The organism is Pseudomonas sp. KB-10, assembly GCF_018221585.1.
GTDB classification, from domain to species: Bacteria; Pseudomonadota; Gammaproteobacteria; order Pseudomonadales; family Pseudomonadaceae; genus Aquipseudomonas; species Aquipseudomonas yangonensis.
The window spans coordinates 46,383-65,748 of record NZ_QYYB01000002.1 but is presented as its reverse complement, the minus strand read 5'-3'; the positions used below and the strand labels follow the sequence as shown (position 1 = coordinate 65,748).

20 protein-coding genes are annotated in these 19,366 nt (G+C 64.4%); 10 read left to right on the top strand and 10 right to left on the bottom strand.

What is annotated here, in order from left to right; all coding sequences use genetic code 11:
- Nucleotides 1-6 precede the first annotated feature (6 nt).
- From smc to ligA, 3 genes are all read left to right on the top strand, one after another.
- Nucleotides 7-3,495, top strand: a complete 3,489-nt coding sequence (gene smc / locus DXK50_RS05310; protein ID WP_212629608.1) for a chromosome segregation protein SMC — start codon at nucleotides 7-9, stop codon at nucleotides 3,493-3,495.
- A gap of 214 nt (nucleotides 3,496-3,709) precedes the next feature.
- The gene (zipA, locus tag DXK50_RS05305) at nucleotides 3,710-4,534 is read left to right on the top strand and encodes a cell division protein ZipA (RefSeq protein WP_161865349.1); all 825 of its coding nucleotides are present in this window, start codon (nucleotides 3,710-3,712) and stop codon (nucleotides 4,532-4,534) included.
- Nucleotides 4,535-4,594: 60 nt separating this feature from the next.
- Entirely contained in the window at nucleotides 4,595-6,955 is a 2,361-nt protein-coding gene (gene ligA, locus DXK50_RS05300; protein WP_212629607.1) for an NAD-dependent DNA ligase LigA, read from the top strand.
- Between the two features lie 153 nt (nucleotides 6,956-7,108).
- Here the strand turns inward: ligA and DXK50_RS05295 are convergent, their stop codons facing one another.
- From DXK50_RS05295 to DXK50_RS05275, 5 genes are all read right to left on the bottom strand, one after another.
- On the bottom strand, nucleotides 7,109-7,477 hold the full coding sequence (locus DXK50_RS05295; protein ID WP_212629606.1) for a glutathione S-transferase N-terminal domain-containing protein: 369 nt from the start codon (nucleotides 7,475-7,477) through the stop codon (nucleotides 7,109-7,111).
- A 64-nt stretch (nucleotides 7,478-7,541) separates the two neighbouring features.
- Nucleotides 7,542-8,087 (bottom strand): GTP cyclohydrolase I FolE, encoded by a 546-nt coding sequence (gene folE / locus DXK50_RS05290; protein WP_024307778.1) that lies wholly within the window; start codon nucleotides 8,085-8,087, stop codon nucleotides 7,542-7,544.
- 85 nt (nucleotides 8,088-8,172) lie between these two features.
- Nucleotides 8,173-8,730 carry a Smr/MutS family protein gene (locus tag DXK50_RS05285; RefSeq protein WP_090430735.1) on the bottom strand — a complete coding sequence of 186 codons (558 nt, stop codon included), beginning with the start codon at nucleotides 8,728-8,730 and terminating at the stop codon, nucleotides 8,173-8,175.
- Nucleotides 8,731-8,840: 110 nt separating this feature from the next.
- Nucleotides 8,841-9,161, bottom strand: a complete 321-nt coding sequence (locus DXK50_RS05280; RefSeq protein ID WP_161865345.1) for a hypothetical protein — start codon at nucleotides 9,159-9,161, stop codon at nucleotides 8,841-8,843.
- Nucleotides 9,162-9,242: 81 nt separating this feature from the next.
- A complete protein-coding gene (locus tag DXK50_RS05275; RefSeq protein ID WP_161865344.1) occupies nucleotides 9,243-9,839 on the bottom strand; it encodes a cysteine hydrolase family protein in 597 nt (198 codons plus the stop codon).
- 155 nt (nucleotides 9,840-9,994) lie between these two features.
- On the opposite strand from DXK50_RS05275, the gene DXK50_RS25135 reads away from it, so the two are divergent.
- Together DXK50_RS25135 and prmB are read left to right on the top strand one after the other, a co-directional pair.
- Nucleotides 9,995-10,123, top strand: coding sequence for a hypothetical protein (locus DXK50_RS25135; RefSeq protein WP_268870299.1), 129 nt, complete (start codon nucleotides 9,995-9,997; stop codon nucleotides 10,121-10,123).
- A gap of 77 nt (nucleotides 10,124-10,200) precedes the next feature.
- Nucleotides 10,201-11,121: a 50S ribosomal protein L3 N(5)-glutamine methyltransferase gene (prmB, locus tag DXK50_RS05270; protein ID WP_161865343.1), complete on the top strand. Its 921-nt coding sequence runs from the start codon at nucleotides 10,201-10,203 to the stop codon at nucleotides 11,119-11,121.
- A gap of 145 nt (nucleotides 11,122-11,266) precedes the next feature.
- Here prmB and DXK50_RS05265 read toward each other — a convergent pair whose 3' ends face one another.
- Together DXK50_RS05265 and DXK50_RS05260 are read right to left on the bottom strand one after the other, a co-directional pair.
- Nucleotides 11,267-12,067 carry a hypothetical protein gene (locus tag DXK50_RS05265; protein ID WP_212629605.1) on the bottom strand — a complete coding sequence of 267 codons (801 nt, stop codon included), beginning with the start codon at nucleotides 12,065-12,067 and terminating at the stop codon, nucleotides 11,267-11,269.
- A 36-nt stretch (nucleotides 12,068-12,103) separates the two neighbouring features.
- Nucleotides 12,104-13,096, bottom strand: coding sequence for an alpha/beta hydrolase (locus tag DXK50_RS05260; protein ID WP_212629604.1), 993 nt, complete (start codon nucleotides 13,094-13,096; stop codon nucleotides 12,104-12,106).
- A 124-nt stretch (nucleotides 13,097-13,220) separates the two neighbouring features.
- Between DXK50_RS05260 and aroC the strand changes: the two genes are divergently transcribed.
- From aroC to DXK50_RS05235, 5 genes are all read left to right on the top strand, one after another.
- Nucleotides 13,221-14,312: a chorismate synthase gene (gene aroC / locus DXK50_RS05255; protein ID WP_212629603.1), complete on the top strand. Its 1,092-nt coding sequence runs from the start codon at nucleotides 13,221-13,223 to the stop codon at nucleotides 14,310-14,312.
- Nucleotides 14,313-14,325: 13 nt separating this feature from the next.
- The gene (locus DXK50_RS05250; RefSeq protein WP_212629602.1) at nucleotides 14,326-15,477 is read left to right on the top strand and encodes an MFS transporter; all 1,152 of its coding nucleotides are present in this window, start codon (nucleotides 14,326-14,328) and stop codon (nucleotides 15,475-15,477) included.
- 16 nt (nucleotides 15,478-15,493) lie between these two features.
- Entirely contained in the window at nucleotides 15,494-16,033 is a 540-nt protein-coding gene (locus DXK50_RS05245; protein ID WP_212629601.1) for an acireductone dioxygenase, read from the top strand.
- A gap of 61 nt (nucleotides 16,034-16,094) precedes the next feature.
- Complete coding sequence (locus DXK50_RS05240) at nucleotides 16,095-16,286, top strand: PLD nuclease N-terminal domain-containing protein (RefSeq protein ID WP_212629600.1); 192 nt, start codon at nucleotides 16,095-16,097, stop codon at nucleotides 16,284-16,286.
- Nucleotides 16,283-16,840, top strand: coding sequence for a histidine phosphatase family protein (locus DXK50_RS05235; RefSeq protein ID WP_349292089.1), 558 nt, complete (start codon nucleotides 16,283-16,285; stop codon nucleotides 16,838-16,840). Before DXK50_RS05240 ends, DXK50_RS05235 begins: the two co-directional genes overlap by 4 nt.
- 6 nt (nucleotides 16,841-16,846) lie before the next feature.
- On the opposite strand, the gene DXK50_RS05230 is transcribed toward DXK50_RS05235, so the two are convergent.
- From DXK50_RS05230 to DXK50_RS05220, 3 genes are all read right to left on the bottom strand, one after another.
- Entirely contained in the window at nucleotides 16,847-17,344 is a 498-nt protein-coding gene (locus DXK50_RS05230) for a methylated-DNA--[protein]-cysteine S-methyltransferase (protein WP_212629599.1), read from the bottom strand.
- A 2-nt stretch (nucleotides 17,345-17,346) separates the two neighbouring features.
- Nucleotides 17,347-18,225, bottom strand: a complete 879-nt coding sequence (locus tag DXK50_RS05225; RefSeq protein ID WP_212629598.1) for a DNA-3-methyladenine glycosylase family protein — start codon at nucleotides 18,223-18,225, stop codon at nucleotides 17,347-17,349.
- Nucleotides 18,226-18,291: 66 nt separating this feature from the next.
- Nucleotides 18,292-19,317 (bottom strand): AraC family transcriptional regulator, encoded by a 1,026-nt coding sequence (locus DXK50_RS05220; protein WP_249186698.1) that lies wholly within the window; start codon nucleotides 19,315-19,317, stop codon nucleotides 18,292-18,294.
- Between the last annotated feature and the right edge of the window lie 49 nt (nucleotides 19,318-19,366).

Here is a 19,366-nt window from a genome sequence, read left to right as displayed (position 1 = left end):
GCCCAGATGCGCCTGAAAAGCATCAAGCTGGCCGGCTTCAAGTCCTTCGTCGATCCGACGACGGTGAGCTTTCCCAGCAACATGGCGGCGGTGGTCGGCCCCAACGGTTGCGGCAAGTCCAACATCATCGACGCCGTGCGCTGGGTGATGGGTGAGAGTTCGGCGAAGAACCTGCGCGGCGAGTCGATGACCGACGTCATCTTCAACGGCTCCAACACGCGCAAGCCGGTGACCCAGGCCTCCATCGAGCTGATCTTCGACAACAGCGACAACTCGCTGGTGGGCGAGTACGCCGCCTTCGCGGAAATTTCCATCCGCCGCCGGGTCACCCGTGACGGGCAGAACACCTATTTCCTCAACGGCACCAAGTGCCGTCGCCGCGATATCACCGATATCTTCCTCGGCACCGGCCTTGGGCCGCGCAGTTACTCGATCATCGAGCAGGGCATGATCAGCAAGCTGATCGAGGCCAAGCCCGAGGAGCTGCGCAATTTCATCGAAGAAGCCGCCGGCATCTCCAAGTACAAGGAGCGTCGCCGCGAGACCGAGAACCGTATCCGCCGCACTCAGGAAAACCTGGCGCGCCTGACCGACCTGCGCGAGGAGCTGGAGCGCCAGCTCGAACGTCTGCACCGTCAGGCTCAGGCGGCGGAGAAGTACCAGGAATACAAGGCCGAGGAGCGTCAGCTCAAGGCCCAGCTGCTGGCCCTGCGCTGGCAGACGCTGAATCAGCAGGTGGGCAGCCGCGAGCAGGTGATCGGCGACCAGGAAGTGGCCTTCGAAGCATTGGTGGCCGAGCAGCGCAGCGCCGATGCCGCCATCGAGCGCCTGCGCGACGGCCATCATGAACTCTCCGAACGGTTCAACCTGGTGCAGGGCCGCTTCTATTCCGTGGGTGGCGATATTGCCCGCGTCGAGCAGAGTATCCAGCACGGCCAGCAGCGCCTGCGCCAGTTGCAGGACGACCTGCGCGAGGCGGAAAAGGCGCGCCTGGAAACCGAATCGCACCTCGGCCATGACCGCACCCTGCTGGCCACTCTGGGTGAAGAGCTGGAGATGCTTCTGCCCGAGCAGGAGATGACCGCCGCCGCTGCCGAGGAGTCCGCCGCCAGCCTGGAAGAGGCCGAGGCCGCCATGCACGGCTGGCAGGAGCAATGGGACGGCTTCAACCAGCGCAGCGCCGAGCCGCGTCGCCAGGCCGAAGTGCAGCAGTCGCGCATCGCCCAGCTGGAGCAGAGCCTGGAGCGCCTTGCCGAACGCCAGCGCCGACTGAACGAAGAATTGCAGCAACTGGCGGCCGACCCCGAAGACGCTGCCATTCTCGAACTGAACGAACAGCTCGCCGCCGGCGAGTTGGAGCACGAAGCCCTGCAACTGGGCGAAGAGCAGCAGGCCGAGCTTCTGCAGCAACTGCGCGAGGACCTGCAGCAAGCCGGTCAGGCGCAGCAGCAGGCGCAAGGTGAGCTACAGCGGCTGAACGGCCGCCTTGCCTCGCTGGAGGCCCTGCAACAGGCTGCCCTGGACCCGGGGCAGGGCGCAGGCGACTGGCTGCGCGAGCAGAACCTGTTGCAGCGCCCGCGCCTGGCCGAAGGGCTGCGTGTGGAGGCCGGCTGGGAGCTAGCGGTGGAAACAGTGCTCGGCGCCGACCTGCAGGCCGTGCTGCTGGACGATTTCGCCGGCTTGGATTTTGCCAGTCTGGAACAGGGTGAACTGCGTCTGGCCAGCCCCGCCAGTGGCGGCGCACGTCGTACTGGCAGCCTGCTGGACAAGATAGAGTCGAGCCACGACCTGTCGCCCTGGCTGGCCAGTGTGCGCCCGGTGGAGTCGCTGGAACAGGCGCTGGCGGCTCGCGCGCAGCTGGCCGAGGGCGAAAGCCTGATCAGCCGCGACGGCTATTGGGTCGGCCGGCATTTTCTGCGTGTGCGCCGCGCTGCCGAGGCCGACAGTGGCGTGCTGGCCCGTGGCCAGGAACTGGAACGTCTGCAACTGGAGCGTGAGGAACGCGAAGCGGCTTTGGCGCAACTGGATGAGCGTCTGCTGGGGCTGCGCGACGAACAACGTCTTCAGGAAGAACAGCGTGAGCAGCAGCGTCGCCAAGGCCAAGAGTTGGCGCGGCAGTTGAGCGAGCTGAAGGCGCGCCTGTCCGCTAGTCAGGCCAAGGCCGAGCAGCTGGGCCTGCGCCGTCGTCGTCTGCAGGACGAGCTGCAGGAAGCGGCCGAGCAGCGCGAGATCGAGCAGGAACAACTCGGCGAAGCGCGCCTGCAATTGCAGGATGCGCTGGACGCCATGGCCCTGGATAACGAGCAGCGCGAAAGCCTGCTGGCCAGCCGCGACAGCCTGCGCGAGCGCCTCGATCGGGTGCGTCAGGAGGCGCGGCAGCATAAGGATCACGCCCACCAGCTGGCGGTACGGGTCGGCTCGCTCAAGGCGCAGCACGACTCCACCCGCCAGGCGCTGGAGCGTCTGCAACTGCAGGCCGAGCGTCTGCACGAGCGGCGCGAGCAGTTGTCGCTGAATCTGGAAGAGGGCGAGGCGCCGCTGGAAGAGCTGCGCATCAAGCTCGAAGAGCTGTTAGAGCGGCGCATGGCGGTAGACGAGGAACTGCGACAGGCGCGTTTGGCTTTGGAAGATGCCGACCGCGAACTGCGCGACGCCGAGAAACGCCGCACTCAGGCCGAGCAGCAGGCGCAGATGCTGCGCAGCCAGCTGGAGCAGCAGCGCATGGACTGGCAGTCGCTCAACGTGCGGCGCAAGGCGCTGGCCGACCAGCTCGCCGAGGACAATTACGACCTGCACGGGGTGATCGCCACGCTGCCGGCCGAGGCCACTGAAAACGCCTGGGAAGAAGAGCTGGAGCGCATGGCCGCACGCATCGCCCGGCTCGGGCCGATCAACCTGGCAGCCATCGACGAGTATCAGCAGCAGTCAGAGCGCAAGCGTTATCTGGACGCGCAGGACGCCGATCTGGTCGAGGCCCTGGAAACCCTGGAAAACGTCATCCGCAAGATCGACAAGGAAACGCGCAACCGTTTCAAGGACACCTTCGATCAGATCAATGGCGGTTTGCAGGCACTCTTTCCAAAAGTTTTCGGTGGCGGCAACGCTTATTTGGAACTCACCGGCGAAGATTTACTCGATACCGGTGTAACCATCATGGCGCGGCCCCCGGGCAAGAAGAACAGCACCATTCATTTGCTCTCCGGTGGAGAGAAGGCGTTGACCGCCTTGGCACTGGTGTTTTCCATCTTCCAGCTCAATCCGGCGCCGTTCTGCATGTTGGATGAAGTGGATGCACCGCTGGATGATGCCAACGTCGGACGCTATGCGCGGCTGGTCAAGGAGATGTCGGCGACGGTGCAGTTCATCTATATCACCCACAACAAGATCGCCATGGAAATGGCCGATCAGCTGATGGGGGTCACCATGCACGAGCCGGGCTGCTCGCGTCTGGTGGCAGTGGATGTCGAGGAGGCGCTGGCGATGGTGGAGGCGTGATGGCAGAGCGCCGTGGGATTAACTGAATATAGGCACAACCTTAATGTTGCTCCCTGTGTAAAGTTGTCTTTCGTCGTGCTAGCTTATTGCCCACTTTTGTTACACGCGGAAAACGTCAGACAGAACATGGAGTTGGCGCCGCGTTTTATAGTCGAGTTGCGATCCGGTTGATTGGATCTTTTTTTCACCAGAATTTTTAAGGGTCAGGTATTTCATGGAATTCGGTCTGCGCGAGTGGCTGATCGTTATTGGCATCATCGTTATCGCTGGCATTCTTTTCGACGGTTGGCGCCGTATGCGCGGCGGTAAGGGGAAACTCAGATTCAAGCTCGATCGCAGCTTCGCCAATATGCCCGACGATGACAGTGATCCTGATCTGCTCAGCCCGCCGCGGGTAGTGCAGCGCGACCACGATCCTCAACTGGATGAAGATGATCTGCCATCGATGAGTGCCAAGGACCTGCCACGTCGCTCGCGCAACGAGCCGCAGCAGGGCGACCTCAACCTGGCGGTCGACGAGCCGGTACCGACCCTGCTCAACCCGGTCGATGAAGTCGAGCCGAAAGAGCCTAAGAAACCCGCCAAGCCCGCCGCTGATGCTGCCCCCGTGGAAGAGGTGCTGGTGATCAACGTGGTGGCCCGTGACGACTTCGGCTTCAAGGGCCCGGCGCTGCTGCAGAACATTTTGGAAAGCGGTCTGCGCTTCGGCGAAATGGACATCTTCCACCGTCATGAGAGCATGGCGGGTAATGGCGAGGTGCTGTTCTCCATGGCCAACGCGCTCAAGCCCGGTACCTTCGATCTGGACGATATCGAAGGCTTCAGTACCCGAGCGGTGAGCTTCTTCCTCAGCCTGCCTGGCCCGCGTCATCCCAAGCAGGCCTTCGACGTGATGGTCGCGGCTGCACGCAAGCTGGCCCACGAACTGGGCGGCGAGCTGAAGGACGACCAGCGCAGCGTGATGACCGCGCAAACCATCGAACACTACCGCCAGCGCATCGTCGAGTTCGAGCGCCGGCAACTGACACAGAAACGCTGACCCGAACACGAAGTCAAAAGAGAGCAGCCAAGGCTGCTCTTTTCGTTTGAGAGACCGAGCATGACCGACGCCGCCCAACGTATTTCCGAACTGCGCAACGAACTGGACGCGCACAACTACCGTTACTACGTGCTGGACGAGCCGAGCGTGCCCGACGCCGAGTACGACCGCCTGTTCCGCGAGCTGCAGGCGCTGGAAGCCGAGCATCCGGAGCTGGTTACGCCCGAGTCGCCGACCCAGCGCGTCGGTGGTGAGGCGCTCAGCGCCTTCGGCGAGGTGCGCCATGAGGTGCCGATGCTCAGCCTGGGCAACGCCTTCGAGGAAGACGACCTGCGCGCTTTTGATCGCAGTGTGCAGCATGGCCTTGGCGTTTCGGGCGGCGATCTGTTCGGCGGCGGTGCCGAAATCGAGTACAGCTGCGAACCCAAACTCGACGGTCTGGCCGTCAGCCTGCGCTACGAGAACGGCCAACTGGTGCGCGGTGCCACGCGCGGCGACGGCAGCACCGGCGAGGACATCACCAGCAATGTGCGCACCATTCGCAACGTGCCGCTCAAGCTGCAGGGCGAGGGCTGGCCGCAGGTGCTGGAGGTGCGTGGTGAAGTGTTCATGCCCAAGTCGGGCTTCGAGGAGCTCAATGCACGTCAGGCCGAGAGCGGTGGCAAGACCTTCGCCAACCCGCGCAACGCTGCTGCCGGCAGCCTGCGCCAGCTCGACCCGAAGATCACCGCCAGTCGCCCGCTGGAGTTCTGCTGCTATGGCGTCGGTCAGGTCAGTGGCGAACTGCCGGGCACCCAGGTGGCCATGCTGCAGCAGCTCAAGACATGGGGCGTGCCCATCAGCCGCGAGTTGAAACTGGCCAAGGGCGTCGAGGCCTGCCTGGACTACTACCGCGATATCGGTCAGCGGCGCATGAGCCTGGCCTACGACATCGATGGCGTGGTGTTCAAGGTCAACAATATCGAAGACCAGCAGCAGCTGGGCTTCCGCGCGCGCACGCCGCACTGGGCCATCGCCCACAAGTTCCCTGCGCAGGAAGAGCTCACCGAGCTGCTCGACGTGGAATTCCAGGTCGGCCGTACCGGCGCGGTGACCCCGGTTGCACGCCTGAACCCGGTCAAGGTGGCGGGCGTGATGGTGGCCAACGCCACCCTGCACAACATGGACGAAGTGGCGCGCCTGGGTGTGATGATCGGCGACACGGTGATCATTCGCCGCGCCGGGGACGTGATCCCGCAAGTGATGGCGGTGGTGCCCGAGCGTCGCCCGGAAAACGCCCGCCCGGTGCACATTCCCGAGCAGTGCCCGGTGTGCGGCTCGGCGGTGGAGCGTACGCAACTGGTCAAGCGCAGCAAGGGCAAGGAGTCGGTCAGCGAAGGCTCGGTGTACCGCTGCGTCGGTCGCCTGAGCTGCCAGGCACAGCTCAAGCAGGCCATCATCCACTTCGTCTCGCGTCGCGCCATGGACATCGAGGGGCTCGGCGACAAGACCATCGAGCAACTGGTGGACGAGAAGCTGATCGGCTCGCCGGCCGACCTGTACAAACTGACCTTCGAGCAGATCATCGGTCTGGAAGGCTTCGCCGAGGTTTCCAGCAACAAGCTGCTGGCAGCCATCGAGAACAGCAAGCGGCCGAGCCTGGCGCGGTTCATCTATGCCCTGGGCATTCCCGACGTGGGCGAGGAAACCGCCAAGGTGCTGGCCCGTTCGCTGGCCTCGCTGGAGCGTGTGCGCCAGGCGCTGCCCGAGGTGCTGACGTACCTGCCGGATATCGGTTTGGAAGTGGCCCACGAGATCCACAGCTTCTTCGAGGATGCGCATAACCAGCAGGTGATCAGCGCCTTGCTCGGCGAGTGCGGCCTTGAGTTGCAGGACGAGGGCGAGCTGAGCGCCGAGTTCTCCGCCGTGGCCACGCTCGGCGGCATGCTCGACAAGCTGAACATTCCCTCCGTCGGCCCAGGTGCGGCGCACAAGCTGGCCGAGCGCTTCGGCAGCCTGGAAGGCGTGTTGGGTGGCGACTGGCTGGACATGCGCCAGGCGCTGCCCGAGAGGCAGGCCAAGGCGGTGCGCGAGTTCTTCGACGAGACGGCCAACGCCCAGCGTGCCCGCGCCATCGAGCAGCAGCTGCGCGAGTTCGGCATGCACTGGCAAAGCGAGAAGAAGGTCGCCGAAGGCCTGCCCCTGGCCGGCCAGACCTGGGTGCTGACCGGTACCCTGGAGGTGATGAGCCGCGATGTCGCCAAGGAAAAGCTGGAAAGCCTGGGCGCCAAGGTGGCCGGCTCGGTGTCGGCCAAGACCCACTGTGTGGTGGCGGGGCCAGGTGCTGGCTCGAAGCTGGCCAAGGCCGGCGAACTCGGGGTGAAGGTATTGGACGAAGCGCAGTTCCTCGACCAGCTCAAGGCCTACGGCATCGAACCCTAGAGGGCCTTTCGCGAGCAGAGCTCGCTCCTACAAGAGTCAGGCGAAGGTACGCCGCTCGTGTAGGCGCGGCTTCAGCCGCGAAAGCCGTTCCAGAGCTCCCGGATTGCATCCGGGCTACGATCCGCCGCAATGGTGGAGACCCACCTTAAGGCATCAGTTCGCGAAGCGCTGATCCAGATAGGCGATGATCGCCTTGGACTCGTACAGCCAGGTGCTCTGGCCGTTTTCCTCGATGCGCAGGCACGGCACCTTGATGCGGCCGCCTTGCTGCTCCAGCGACTGGCGGTGCTCGCCGTCGTGTTTGGCGTCGCGCAATTGCACCGGCAGATTGAGGCGGTGCAGGGTGCGCCGTACCTTGACGCAGAACGGGCAGGCGTGGAACTGGTACAGCGCCAGGTTGGCCGTGGCACGCTCGACTTCGGCTTGTGCCTCGGGGCTGCGCTTGAGCTTGCGCGGACGGCTGACCCAGTCGGCGAACACGACCAGCTGGCCCAGGCCGATTCGAAGGACTTTGATCAACATCTTTCTAACTCCTGAAATGCCGACGGCCGTTCACCGAAGTGAGCGGCCGTCGTCTTGAGCGGGATCAGCGAACCAGATTGAGGAATTCGCCGCGGGTCGCCGGGTTGCTGCGGAATTCGCCGAGCATCACCGAAGTGACCATGGAGGAATTCTGCTTCTCCACGCCGCGCATCATCATGCACATGTGCTGCGCTTCGATGACCACCGCCACGCCGAGGGCGCCGGTGACCTGCGCGACCGCTTCGGCGATCTGGCGGCTGAGGTTTTCCTGGATCTGCAGACGGCGGGCGTACATGTCGACGATGCGCGCCACCTTGGACAGGCCGAGCACCTTGCCGTTGGGCAGGTAGGCTACGTGCGCCTTGCCGATGAACGGCAGCATGTGGTGCTCGCACAGCGAGTAAAGCTCGATGTTCTTGACCAGCACCATTTCGCTGTTGTCGGAGCTGAACAGCGCGCCATTGGTCACTTCCTCGAGCGTCTGCTGGTAGCCGCGGCAGAGGTACTGCATGGCTTTGGCGGCGCGTTTGGGCGTGTCCAGCAGGCCTTCGCGGGATACGTCCTCACCGAGCTGGCCGAGGATCGCGGTGTACTGTTGTTCCAGGGACATGGAAAATCCTGTTGGGTGTCGAATGGGCGCAGGGTAGGGCGCCATTATGAGCCTGACAAGAGTGTCAGGGCCGATGCGTACCGGGTTACTCGTCGCGACCATCCATCATGGTGCGTTTGAGGATGATGTAAACCGCGCCGGTACCGCCGTGTTTGGCCAGACAGGAGCTGAAGCCCAGCACCTGCGGGTGCTGGCGCAACCAGGTGTTGACGTGGCTCTTGATCATGGGCTTGCGCCCGTCCATGCGCACCGCCTTGCCGTGGGTGACGCGCACGCAGCGAATCTCCAGCTTGGTAGCCTCGGCCAGGAATTCCCAAAGCGTGTCGCGCGCCTTCTCGACGCTCATGCCGTGCAGGTCGAGGCTGCCGTCGAATGGAATCTGGCCAAGCTTGAGCTTGCGCATCTGCCCTTCCTGCATGCCATTGGCAGCCCAGTACAGGGCGTCCTCGGCGCCGACGTCGATGACGAACTGGTCGGACAGGCCATCCACCTTGATCTCGCTCTGGCTGACGGTCGCAGCCTGGCGCAGGGTGTTGAACTGCTTGCGATCGGGTTTGGGTTTGCCGGTGTCGGCGCGGTCGTGCTTGAGCGGCTTGACGCCGCGCAGCTCGGCCTGGAACAGAGAAAAGTCGTCGTCTTGCATCGGTGGCTCCGCGAAACAGACTCCCATTTTAGGGGCTGTCCAGCCTGTGGGCCATCGTTGTGCGACGTTAAAGGTGGCCGTCGGGCTATTTCCCCTGCCGCTGAGGGCGGTCAGTCTCGCTTTTTCATCAGTCCTGGCGACAGGCTCAGGTCGCTGGGGCGACGCAGGCGCCGGCGACAGCGACGCCAGAAGGCGATGCCGGCCCACAGCAGAAACAGGCCGAGCAGCAGCAGAACAATGGCCTCGCCAGTGGAGTCATTGAGCGTACCCAGTACCGGCGCACGACCTGCCAGCGAAGCGACGCCGGCCATGGACAGGAGGATGCCGAAGGCGGCGAGCAGGGCGCCTAGCCCGGCACCGATACGCAGGCGCCAGTGTTTCGGCTGGCGCGGACGCAGACGGCGTGCATCGAAATCGTCGGACAGCTTCATTCCGATTTCCTTTGGCTTATCGGCGGTATGACCGGCTGGTCGCGTTCGGGTTCCGCAGCGCTGGTGATACTGCTACCGCTTTCACACCAGCGATTTGGCGTTAGGCACGAGGGTGGCGAAGTTGTCGCCGAGGGCGATCATTTCGATGCGATGCACTTCGGCGGCGTCGATCACGCTGCCATTCGGCGCAGGCAGGTCGCGGGTGGCGCAAGCGGTATCGACCAGTGTGCAGCGATAACCATAGTCCTTGGCTGCACGTACCGTGGTGCTGACACTGGAGTGAGTCATGAAACCGCAGACGATCAGGTCGAGATGGCCCAGCGCCTGCAGGCGATCATGCAGCTCGGTGCCGGCGAAGGCGTTGGGCAGGCGTTTCTCCACGATGATCTCGCCGGCCAGCGGCGCTGCCTCGGGCAGGTGGCGGCCGCGCGGGCCGCTGGGGTCGAGCAGACCGCCGGGAATGCCGAGGTGCTTGACGTGAACGATGTCGGTGCCGGCTGCACGGGCAGCGGCCAGCAGGCTGGCGATCTCCGCCAATGCCGGATCCAGGCCGGGAAGCGCCAGTACGCCGCTGCGGTACTCTTCCTGGGCATCGATGATCAGCAAGGTCGCATTGCTCAGGCTGGCCGGTGCGTGGCCACGACCGGTGAGCTGGAACATGGTTTGCGGATGGGACATCTCGGGCTCCTGGCTGATGGTGATGATGTGCCATTGTCCGCTTGCCAGAGCGGTCTGTGAACCTCTATCTGCGTCAATGCTTGCTCGGCGCATGGAGCCGGAGCAGAATCGGAACTGCCCCGAAGGAGTTGGGGTCGTACGCAAAAGGAGTTGCCATGTCACTTTTGTCGCAGTTGTCCCCGCATTTCTGGCTTTTGTTTTCCATCGCCGTATCGGTCGCCGTGCTGCGCGAGTTGCGCCGCCCTGACGACGATGCAGCGCGCGAAAAGCATAAAGGTCCATGAGCCTTCGTTAACCCGACGTTCATGCGCTGGCTACCGCACTGGGCTAAACTTCCGCACTTTTCTTCCGGAGGCCGCCCGTGACCGCTCTCACCACCCGTTTACGCACTCTGCGTGATTACATCCGTTGGGCCGTCAGCCGTTTTCAGGCCGAACAGCTGTTTTTCGGGCACGGCACCGACAATGCCTGGGATGAGGCGCGCCAACTGGTGCTCGGTGCATTGCACCTGCCCTGGGAAATCTCCGACGCCTACCTCGACTGCCGTCTGGAAGATGACGAGCATGCCCATCTGCAGGCATTGCTCAAGCGTCGTATCGAAGAGCGCGTTCCTACCGCCTATCTGCTCGGCGAAGCCTGGTTCTGCGGCCTGCCTTTCGTGGTCGATGAGCGCGTGCTGGTGCCGCGCTCGCCGATCGCCGAGTTGATCGATTGCCACTTCTCTCCGTGGCTGCCTGCCGAGCCTGCGCGCATCCTCGACCTGTGCACTGGCTCCGGCTGCATCGGCATCGCCTGCGCCTACGAATTCCCCGAGGCAGAAGTGGTGCTGGGCGACCTGTCGTTCGATGCGCTGGAGGTGGCCAACCTCAATATCGAGCGCCATGGGCTGGAGGAGCGGGTCTACTGCGTGCAGGGCGATGGCTTCGCCGAGCTGCCGGGGCAGCGTTTCGACCTGATCGTCTCCAATCCGCCCTATGTCGATGCCGAGGATTTCGCCGACATGCCGGCCGAATACCAGCACGAGCCTGAGATGGGCCTGGCCTGTGGCGATGATGGGCTGGATCTGGTGCGCCGCATGCTGGCCGAAGCGGCCGATCACCTGACCGAGCGTGGCGTTCTGATCGTCGAAGTGGGCAACAGCCAGGTGCACGTCGAGGCGCTGTATCCGGAGGTGGACTTCACCTGGCTGGACTTCCAGCGCGGCGGGCATGGCGTGTTCCTGCTGGCGGCCAAGCAGTGCCGTGAGCATCAGGCGCTGTTTCGTTCGCGAGTCAAGGGCTGATCGATATTTTTCGCGGCTGAAGCCGCTCCTACAGGGGGCGCTTAGCTGCGTAGGGTGGATGTCGCTTTTTATATCCACCACAACGGTGGATCGATAGAGCGCGATCCGCCCTACGGGCTGTAGGAGCGGCTTCAGCCGCGATGAATCAGCGTGTGGCGATCCAGATCAGCAGGCCGGCCTGAAAAAGGCTGAACGCCACCAGGCAGGTGATGGTGAAGCGCAGGCCGCTGTCTTCGCGCTTGAGGCGATCGACCCGATCTTCCAGTTTGCGCAGCTTGACGTCCTGCTCCTGCAGCGTCTGGTCGGCCTGCTGGAGCATTGCGGCGGCGTCGAGCAACTCGACGATCTGCACCTTTTCGGCATGCCAGTCGCCGTGCAGCGAGCTGACTCGCGGCGCGCTGTAGAACGGCTTGAGCTGCAGCGGGTCGCTGTACTCGATGGTGAAGCCCTGCGCCTTCAGCGCGTGATCACGGCGGGCGCGAGCGGCCTCGTTGAAGTTGTCCTTGGTCGGCAGGGCGCCGCCTTCTACCTGATAGTGTGCGTAATGCTTGCGTGCCCAGGCGATGCCCTGAGCCATGAGAAAACGCCCCAGGCCTCGGTTGGCCGGCTCCACGCTCAAGCCCTTGTCCGGACCGAAGCGAACCTCCTTGTTCTGATGATCGGCCCAGACTTCCAGCAGGTTGGTCTGACGATGCAGGCGCTGGCCGGGGATCTGGATGGTCAGACGCAACAGGCTGATGTCCTTGGCATGCCGTTCTACCCGGCCGAGCTGGACGAAGCGCAGCGGCCGCGGCCCGGTTTCACGGTCGACGGGCAGCGGCGCCAGACGCAGCAGGCTGAACTGCTCGGCTGGCAGGTCAGACCAGGGGTGCGCTGCAGCGGGCGTTTCGCCTGCAGCTGCTTCGGCTTCGGCGGCTTGTGCCTGCGGGGCTGGGTTTTCGCTCATGGGCGTCCTGTGTACTGTTCGGTGGCCTTCGCTGCGTTATCGGCCATTTTCCTCAGCACTGGAGCGAATAAAGGCGACGATCCGCTCGCCCAGCGCACGTGCCAAGGGTAGCTGCGGATCGTCATAGGACGCTACCTGTTCGTTCCAGGCCGCCGGTGTGATACGCATGACGTGGTTCATGCCGGGAATCAATGCCAGTTCGGCATCGGGTTTGGCCTGCTTGAGCGCCTCGGCGTTATCCGGGCTGACCTGTGCGTCGTGGGTGCCCTGCACGATCAGGGCGGGCATTTGCAGCGCGGCGAAGTTCTCCGCCGGGTCCTGGCGCAGCAGGCTGATCAGGTAGGGCTGCACGCTCGGCCGATACACCACCTGCAACTCCTTGGGCACTTTCGGCTGCAGCTTGCCGCGAATCAGATTGGCGAGGATGTGCCGGCTTTCGTCCAGCAACGGCGATGGCAGACGCATGGCCAGTTGCATGTCCAGCACCTGGCCGATGGGGTAGGCGGGACCGGCGATCGACACCAGCGCGTCGGCCTGGCTGGCAGGCGCGGCCAGACTGGCGATCAGCGCGCCCTCGCTGTGGCCGATGAGAATCAGCCGGTCGAAGCGTGGATCGTCCCGGAGCAGCCTGGCCCAACCTTCAGCGTCGGCCACGTAGCGCTCGACGCTGAGGTCCTTTTCATCCGGCGTCGCGGCACGGCTGGCGGCCACGCCGCGCTTGTCGTAGCGCAGGCTGGCGACGCCATTGCGCGCCAGGACCTGAGCCAGCTTTTTCAGCGCATCGTTATGACCACCCTCGGGATTGTTGCCGTCGCGGTCCGTGGGGCCGGAGCCGGCGATCAGCAGCGCCACTGGCAGCGGCTTGTCGCTTTGCGGCACGAGCAGGCTGCCGTACAGAGTGCCCTGGTCGGTGTCGAGGCTGATGGGCTGTTGGCGGGTGGTGTTGGCCTGGGCCAGGGTGGTGATCAGGGTGAGGGACAAGAGCAGGGCTCGCAGCATGATGAGGGTAGGGTAGTGGCAGACTGGCATTGGACGCATCCGAACGAGCAAGGTTCGGGGTGAACTGCAAGTAGGTGGCAGGTATACTCGCCCACCTTGTGAATCGGGCCTGCGCAGTGGCAGGCCGATGCTGAATCTCGCGGAGCGTCTTCCCATGTCCGGCAATACCTACGGCAAGCTGTTCACCGTCACCACCGCTGGCGAAAGCCATGGCCCGGCGCTGGTCGCCATCGTCGACGGTTGCCCGCCCGGTGTCGAGATTTCCCTGGAAGACCTGCAGCGCGACCTCGACCGCCGCAAGCCGGGCACCAGCCGCCACACGACGCAGCGCCAGGAAGCCGACGAGGTGGAAATCCTCTCCGGCGTGTTCGAAGGCAAGACCACCGGTTGCTCCATCGGCCTGCTGATCCGCAATACCGACCAGAAGTCCAAGGACTATTCGGCGATCAAGGATCTGTTCCGCCCGGCGCACGCCGACTACACCTACCATCACAAATACGGCATCCGCGACTACCGTGGCGGCGGCCGCAGCTCGGCGCGCGAGACCGCCATGCGTGTGGCGGCCGGTGCCATCGCCAAGAAGTTTCTGGCCAGCCAGGGCATCGTCATCCGTGGCTACATGAGCCAGCTCGGCCCCATCGAAATCCCTTTCAAGACCTGGGATTCGGTGGAGGAGAACGCCTTCTTCAGCCCCGACCCGGACAAGGTGCCGGAGCTGGAGGCCTACATGGATCAGCTGCGCCGTGACCAGGATTCGGTCGGCGCGAAGATCACCGTGGTTGCCGAAGGGGTGATGCCGGGGCTCGGCGAGCCGATTTTCGACCGCCTCGACGCCGAGCTGGCCCACGCGCTGATGAGTATCAACGCGGTCAAGGGCGTGGAGATCGGTGCCGGCTTTGCCTGCGTTGCCCAGCGCGGCACCGAGCATCGCGACGAGCTGACCCCGGAAGGTTTCCTCTCCAACAACGCCGGCGGCATTCTTGGCGGCATCTCCAGCGGCCAGCCGATCGTCGCCCACCTGGCGCTCAAGCCGACCTCCAGCATCACCACGCCGGGGCGTTCCATCGACATCGACGGCAACCCGGTGGACGTCATCACCAAGGGCCGTCACGACCCTTGCGTGGGTATCCGCGCCACGCCGATCGCCGAGGCAATGATGGCCATCGTGCTGATGGATCACCTGCTGCGTCACCGCGCGCAGAACGCCGACGTGCGCGTCACCACGCCGGTGCTGCCGCAGCTGTGATCCGGGCGGCGGCATGAGCGCGGCCCTGCCGTACTGGCGGCTGTCCGGTTTCTACTTCTGCTACTTCGCCCTGCTCGGGGGCACGGCGCCGTTCCTGGCGTTGTACTTCGACCACCTGGGCTTTTCCCCGGCGCGCATCGGCGAGCTGATCGCCATTCCCATGCTGATGCGCTGCCTGGCGCCGAACTTGTGGGGTTGGCTGGGTGACCACACCGGCCAGCGCCTGCTCATCGTGCGCCTCGGCGCGCTCTGTACGCTGCTTTGCTTCGCCGGCATCTTCCTCGATCAGAGCTATGCCTGGCTGGCGCTGATCATGGCCAGCCATGCCTTCTTCTGGCATGCCGTGCTGCCGCAGTTCGAAGTCATCACCCTGGCGCATCTGCGTGAGCAGGCGGCGCGTTACAGCCAGATTCGCCTGTGGGGAAGCATTGGTTTCATCGTCGCCGTGGTCGGTCTTGGCCTGCTGTTCGAGTGGCTGAGCCTGGATGCGTACCCGGCCGCGTTGCTGATGATCATGGCAGGTATCCTCATCAGCAGTTTCTGGGTGCCCAATGCCGAGCCTGTGCTGCGCCCGAGCACGCTGGAGCCTGAGGGGTTTGTGCGCCAGTTGCGGCGCCCCGGCATCCTCGCGTTCTATATCTGCGTTGGGCTGATGCAGTTGAGCAATGGTCCGTACTACACCTTCCTCACCCTGCATCTGGAGGGCGTTGGCTACAGCCGCGGCGCCATCGGTCTGTTCTGGGCGCTGGGGGTGGTAGCGGAGATACTCCTGTTTCTGGTCATGGCCCGGCTGCTGCAGCGTTACTCGCTGCGCGCGGTGTTGCTGGCCAGCTTCCTGATCACCGCCGTACGCTGGCTGCTTCTGGGCAGTCTGCCCCAGTACCTGCCGGTGTTGCTGCTGGCTCAGTGCATGCACGCCGCTACCTTCGGCGCCTTCCATGCCGGGTGCATCCACTTCGTGCAACGCAGTTTCGCCGACCGCCAGCAGGGGCAGGCCCAGGCGCTCTACGTCAGCCTGGCCGGCATCGGCGGTGCGCTTGGCGCGCTGTATGCCGGTTACAGCTGGAAGAGCCTGGGCCCGGCCTGGACCTTCGCCATCGCCAGTCTGGTAGCCTTGCTCGCAGCCTACGTCATTGCCACCCGTCTGCCGCCCGAGCGGCCCTGAATCGAGTGAATCCTTCATGAGCAGCCTCGCCGTCCATCTGCACACCTCACCGGAACTGCCGAACAAGGTACTGAACCACGCCGATGACATCGCCAGTACCCTGGCGGCGGTGGGCATCGACTACCGCCGGGTAGAACTGCCGGCTGCATTACGCCCCGGCTGCGAGCAGGCGGAGTTCGATGCGGCTTACGGTCTCTGGCTGCAGGCGTTCATGGGCAAGGAGGGGCATGTGCAGCAGGAAGTGTTCAACCTGCAGCGCAATCATCCGCACAAGCTGGAGCTGCGTGCTCGCTACCTGGATGAGCAGGTACAGGCCTCGGCCAGCGCCTGGTTGTTCATCGGCGGTTTCGCTCAACTTGCCGTGCATCTCGATGGCTACGTCTACCTGCTGCAAGGCGAGCGTGGCGATCTGCTGACCTTGCCGGCCGCTACCCGCCACTGGTTCGATCTGGGCGAGGAGCCGCATGTGCTGGTGTTGCGCCTGAGTGAGCGTGACGAGACGCCGGAGCGCACCGGTGACGATATCGCCAGCCGATTCCCTCGGCTGGAGGCGTGAGGGAACCGGCGCACGCCGCCGACTATCCTATGAAGGCAACCTTTCAGACGGGAGTGTCGTCATGGGGTCTACCTTCAACGGGCTGATCGGCCTGGTCATCATGGCCCTGGATATCTGGGCCATCATCAACGTGATCAAGAGCAACGCCGAGACCGGGATCAAGGTCCTATGGATTCTGCTGATCGCGCTGCTGCCCGTGCTCGGTCTGATCTTCTGGGCGCTGATGGGGCCGCGCGGTAACGTCCGATTGTGAGCCGCCTGTGGCTGTTCGCTCTGGTGCTACTGCCGCTCTGGGGTACAGCAGCAGAGAGTGCCGATGCCTGGCAGGCCTTGCGTGAAGGGCGCGCGGTGTTGCTCATGCGCCATGCCACTGCGCCGGGTACCGGCGATCCGGCCAGTTTTCGTCTCGGGCAATGCGAAACCCAGCGCAACCTCAATGCGCAAGGACGCACCGAGGCCCGGCGCTGGGGCGAGCTGCTCGCGCGTCAGGGCATCGAGCGACCACGTTTGCTCAGCAGCCGCTGGTGCCGTGCGCTGGATACCGCCAGCGGCATGCAGCGCGGCCCGGTGCACCCCTTCGCTGCACTGGATTCCTTCTTCGGGCAGCCCGAGGATGGTGCCGAGCAGACCGCCGAGCTGATTCGCCTGATCAACGAATTACCCGGTGGCGCGCCCCTGGTGCTGGTTTCACATCAGGTCAACATCACCGCCCTGACCGGCATCTTCCCAGCTTCGGGTGAGGGGCTGATCCTCTCTTTGCCACTGCGCTCGCGCGCCGAACCTCTCGCTCGTATCCCTGCACCTTAGAAGCGGCTACCAAGCCAGTTGCGCCTGCACGGGCTGCCACACGCCCTCCAGCTCCAGCAACTGCTGCTTGCGCGGCAAGCCGCCGGCATAACCGGTGAGGCTGCCATTGCGGCCGATCACCCGATGACAGGGCACGATGATGGAGATCGGGTTGGCACCGTTGGCCGCTCCCACCGCTCTTACGGCCTGCGGCTTGCCGATGACGTGCGCCAGCTCCGAATAGCTGCAGGTGCGACCGTAGGGAATCGCTTGCAGTGCCTGCCACACCGCCTGTTGAAAGGTCGTGCCCTTGGGGGCCAGACGCAGGTCGAACTGGCGGCGCTTGCCGGCGAAGTATTCATCGAGCTGGCGGCACACGGCATCCAGCTCACGGCCGGCGGGCCGCCAGCTTGCCTCGATGCGCCAGGGGCGGCTGTCCAGCTCCATCAGCAGCAGTTGCAGGCCGCTTTCGTCGCCTGCGATGAACAGTGGCCCGATGGGGCTGTCGTGGTGGCGGTAATGCATGGTCAGCCTCCCGAGTAGCAATGCCAGAGATGCGCAGCAGCGTAGGCCCGCCATGGTCGCCAGGCTTCCGCGCGGGCTTTCAGGCGCCGCGGATCGATGCCGCCGATTCCCCAGACCGGCGCCTTGAGCAGGCCCAGATCGCTGGCCGGAAAGGCATCGGCCTCACCGAAGGCGCGCAGGGCGATGTACTCCGCCGTCCAAGGGCCGATGCCGGGCAGGGTGCACAATCGCTCGATCAGCGCCGCGCTGCCGTCTAGAAGGTCGAGCTTGAGGCTGCCATCGGCAATGCGCATAGCGAAATGCTGCAGGCACTGCACACGCTTGCCGGGCATGCCGATGCCGGCCAGATCGGCCTCGGCAAGCGCCTGCGGCGAGGGGAACAGACGGCTGATGCCCAGCGCTTGCGGTGTCTCGATCGGCGTGCCGACACGCTGCACCAGGCGCCCGACTATGGTGACTGCCGCCTTGACCGTGACCTGCTGGCCGACGATGGCGCGTACTGCCTGCTCGAACGGATCGAAGGCCACCGGCAGGCGCAGGCCGGGGTTGCGCAGCAGCAGCGGTGCCAGCAGTTCATCGGTGCTCAGGTGGCGGGCGATGGTTTCGGGCTCGCTGTCGAGATCGAACATGCGTCGTACGCGCTGTTCCAGTTGATCGAGGTGAGCGGGGGATGCGATACGGCAGCGCAGTTCCAGTGCATTCTGCCCAGGCAGCGGCGTCACCCGCAGCCAGCCGGGCACACCGTCGATGCTGAAGCCGCGGCTATAGCTATCCGCGCTCAGAGATTCCAGGCCGGGAATCGCGCGCAGTGCGAAGTGTGCGTGGAACTGTTGCCAGTTCCACGGCGGTTGATAGGGCAGGAGCAGCGTGATGATGTTCATGGCTGGCACCCTAGCTCGGCGTTGGCGGCTTGTCAGCGTGAAGATGACTTTCAAACTGGCAAAAAGTTATGCCAGCAGCCCCGCTTCACGCTGATAGCGCCCGGGCGTGGTGCCTTTCCAGCGTTTGAAGGCATGGATGAAATTGGACAGCTCGCCATAACCCAGGCGTTCGGCAATTTCCTCCAGGCTCAGGGCGCCTGCAGCGAGCAGGTCCTCGGCCAGGGCTTGGCGCACTTCGTCCTGCAGGGCGCGGAAGCTGGTGCCTTCTGCTATCAGGCGGCGACGCAGGGTACGACTGCTCAGGTGCAGGCGGCCTGCGACCTGTTCCATGTCGGCGATCTGTGCTGGCGATTGCAGCAACAACTGGCGTACGCGTCCGGCCAGGCCCTGGTGCCATTGGTGGCGTGCCAGCACTGCCTGGCATTGTTGCTCGCAAGCGCTAACCAGTTGTGGGTTGGCCCGCGGCAGCGGGTGGTCCAGCAGGTCGGCGGCAAAGCCCATTCGATTGCACGGAGCGCCGAAACGCGGTGCCTGGCCGAAGGCGGCGATGAAGGGCGAAACGTCGGCAGGGGGTGCCTGGCTCAATTCCACGTCCAGCAGCCGCAGTGTGCTGCCGAGGAGTTCGCGCACGACCACCAGAGCGCCGAGCATGTCGCGTTGCACGATGAAATCATGCAGCCCTGGGGGCAGGGCGTTGTCGTCGAAGTTCAGGCTGGCGACGGCTTCATCCACGCTCAGGCTGATGTGGGTGAAGGCGTAGGTCAGGCCGTGATAACGCAGGCCCAGCTCGGCCGCCTGACGTGCCGTGGCACTGCTGAGAATCGCATAACCCCAGGCACCGTAGCTGGTCACGTGGTAGCGGCGGCCGGCCTGCAGGCCTAGGTCTTCGACTGCGGGGAGCGCCTCGATCAGGTTGGCGATCAACTGCAGTTCGCGCTGCGCTTCGATTTCCCCGCTCAGGCTGGTCAGTTGCATCGGGCTGAGCCCGGTTTCATGCAGGCACCTGTCCAGGCTCAGGCCAAGGTCGAGCCCCAGTTGGGTGAGCAGCTGGATGCTGATGATGCTGCGTCGTGCGGGCCAGGGCGCTGACATAGGTTGTCCGGAAATCACAATATTCTGACCGACTATGCCATAACCCGGG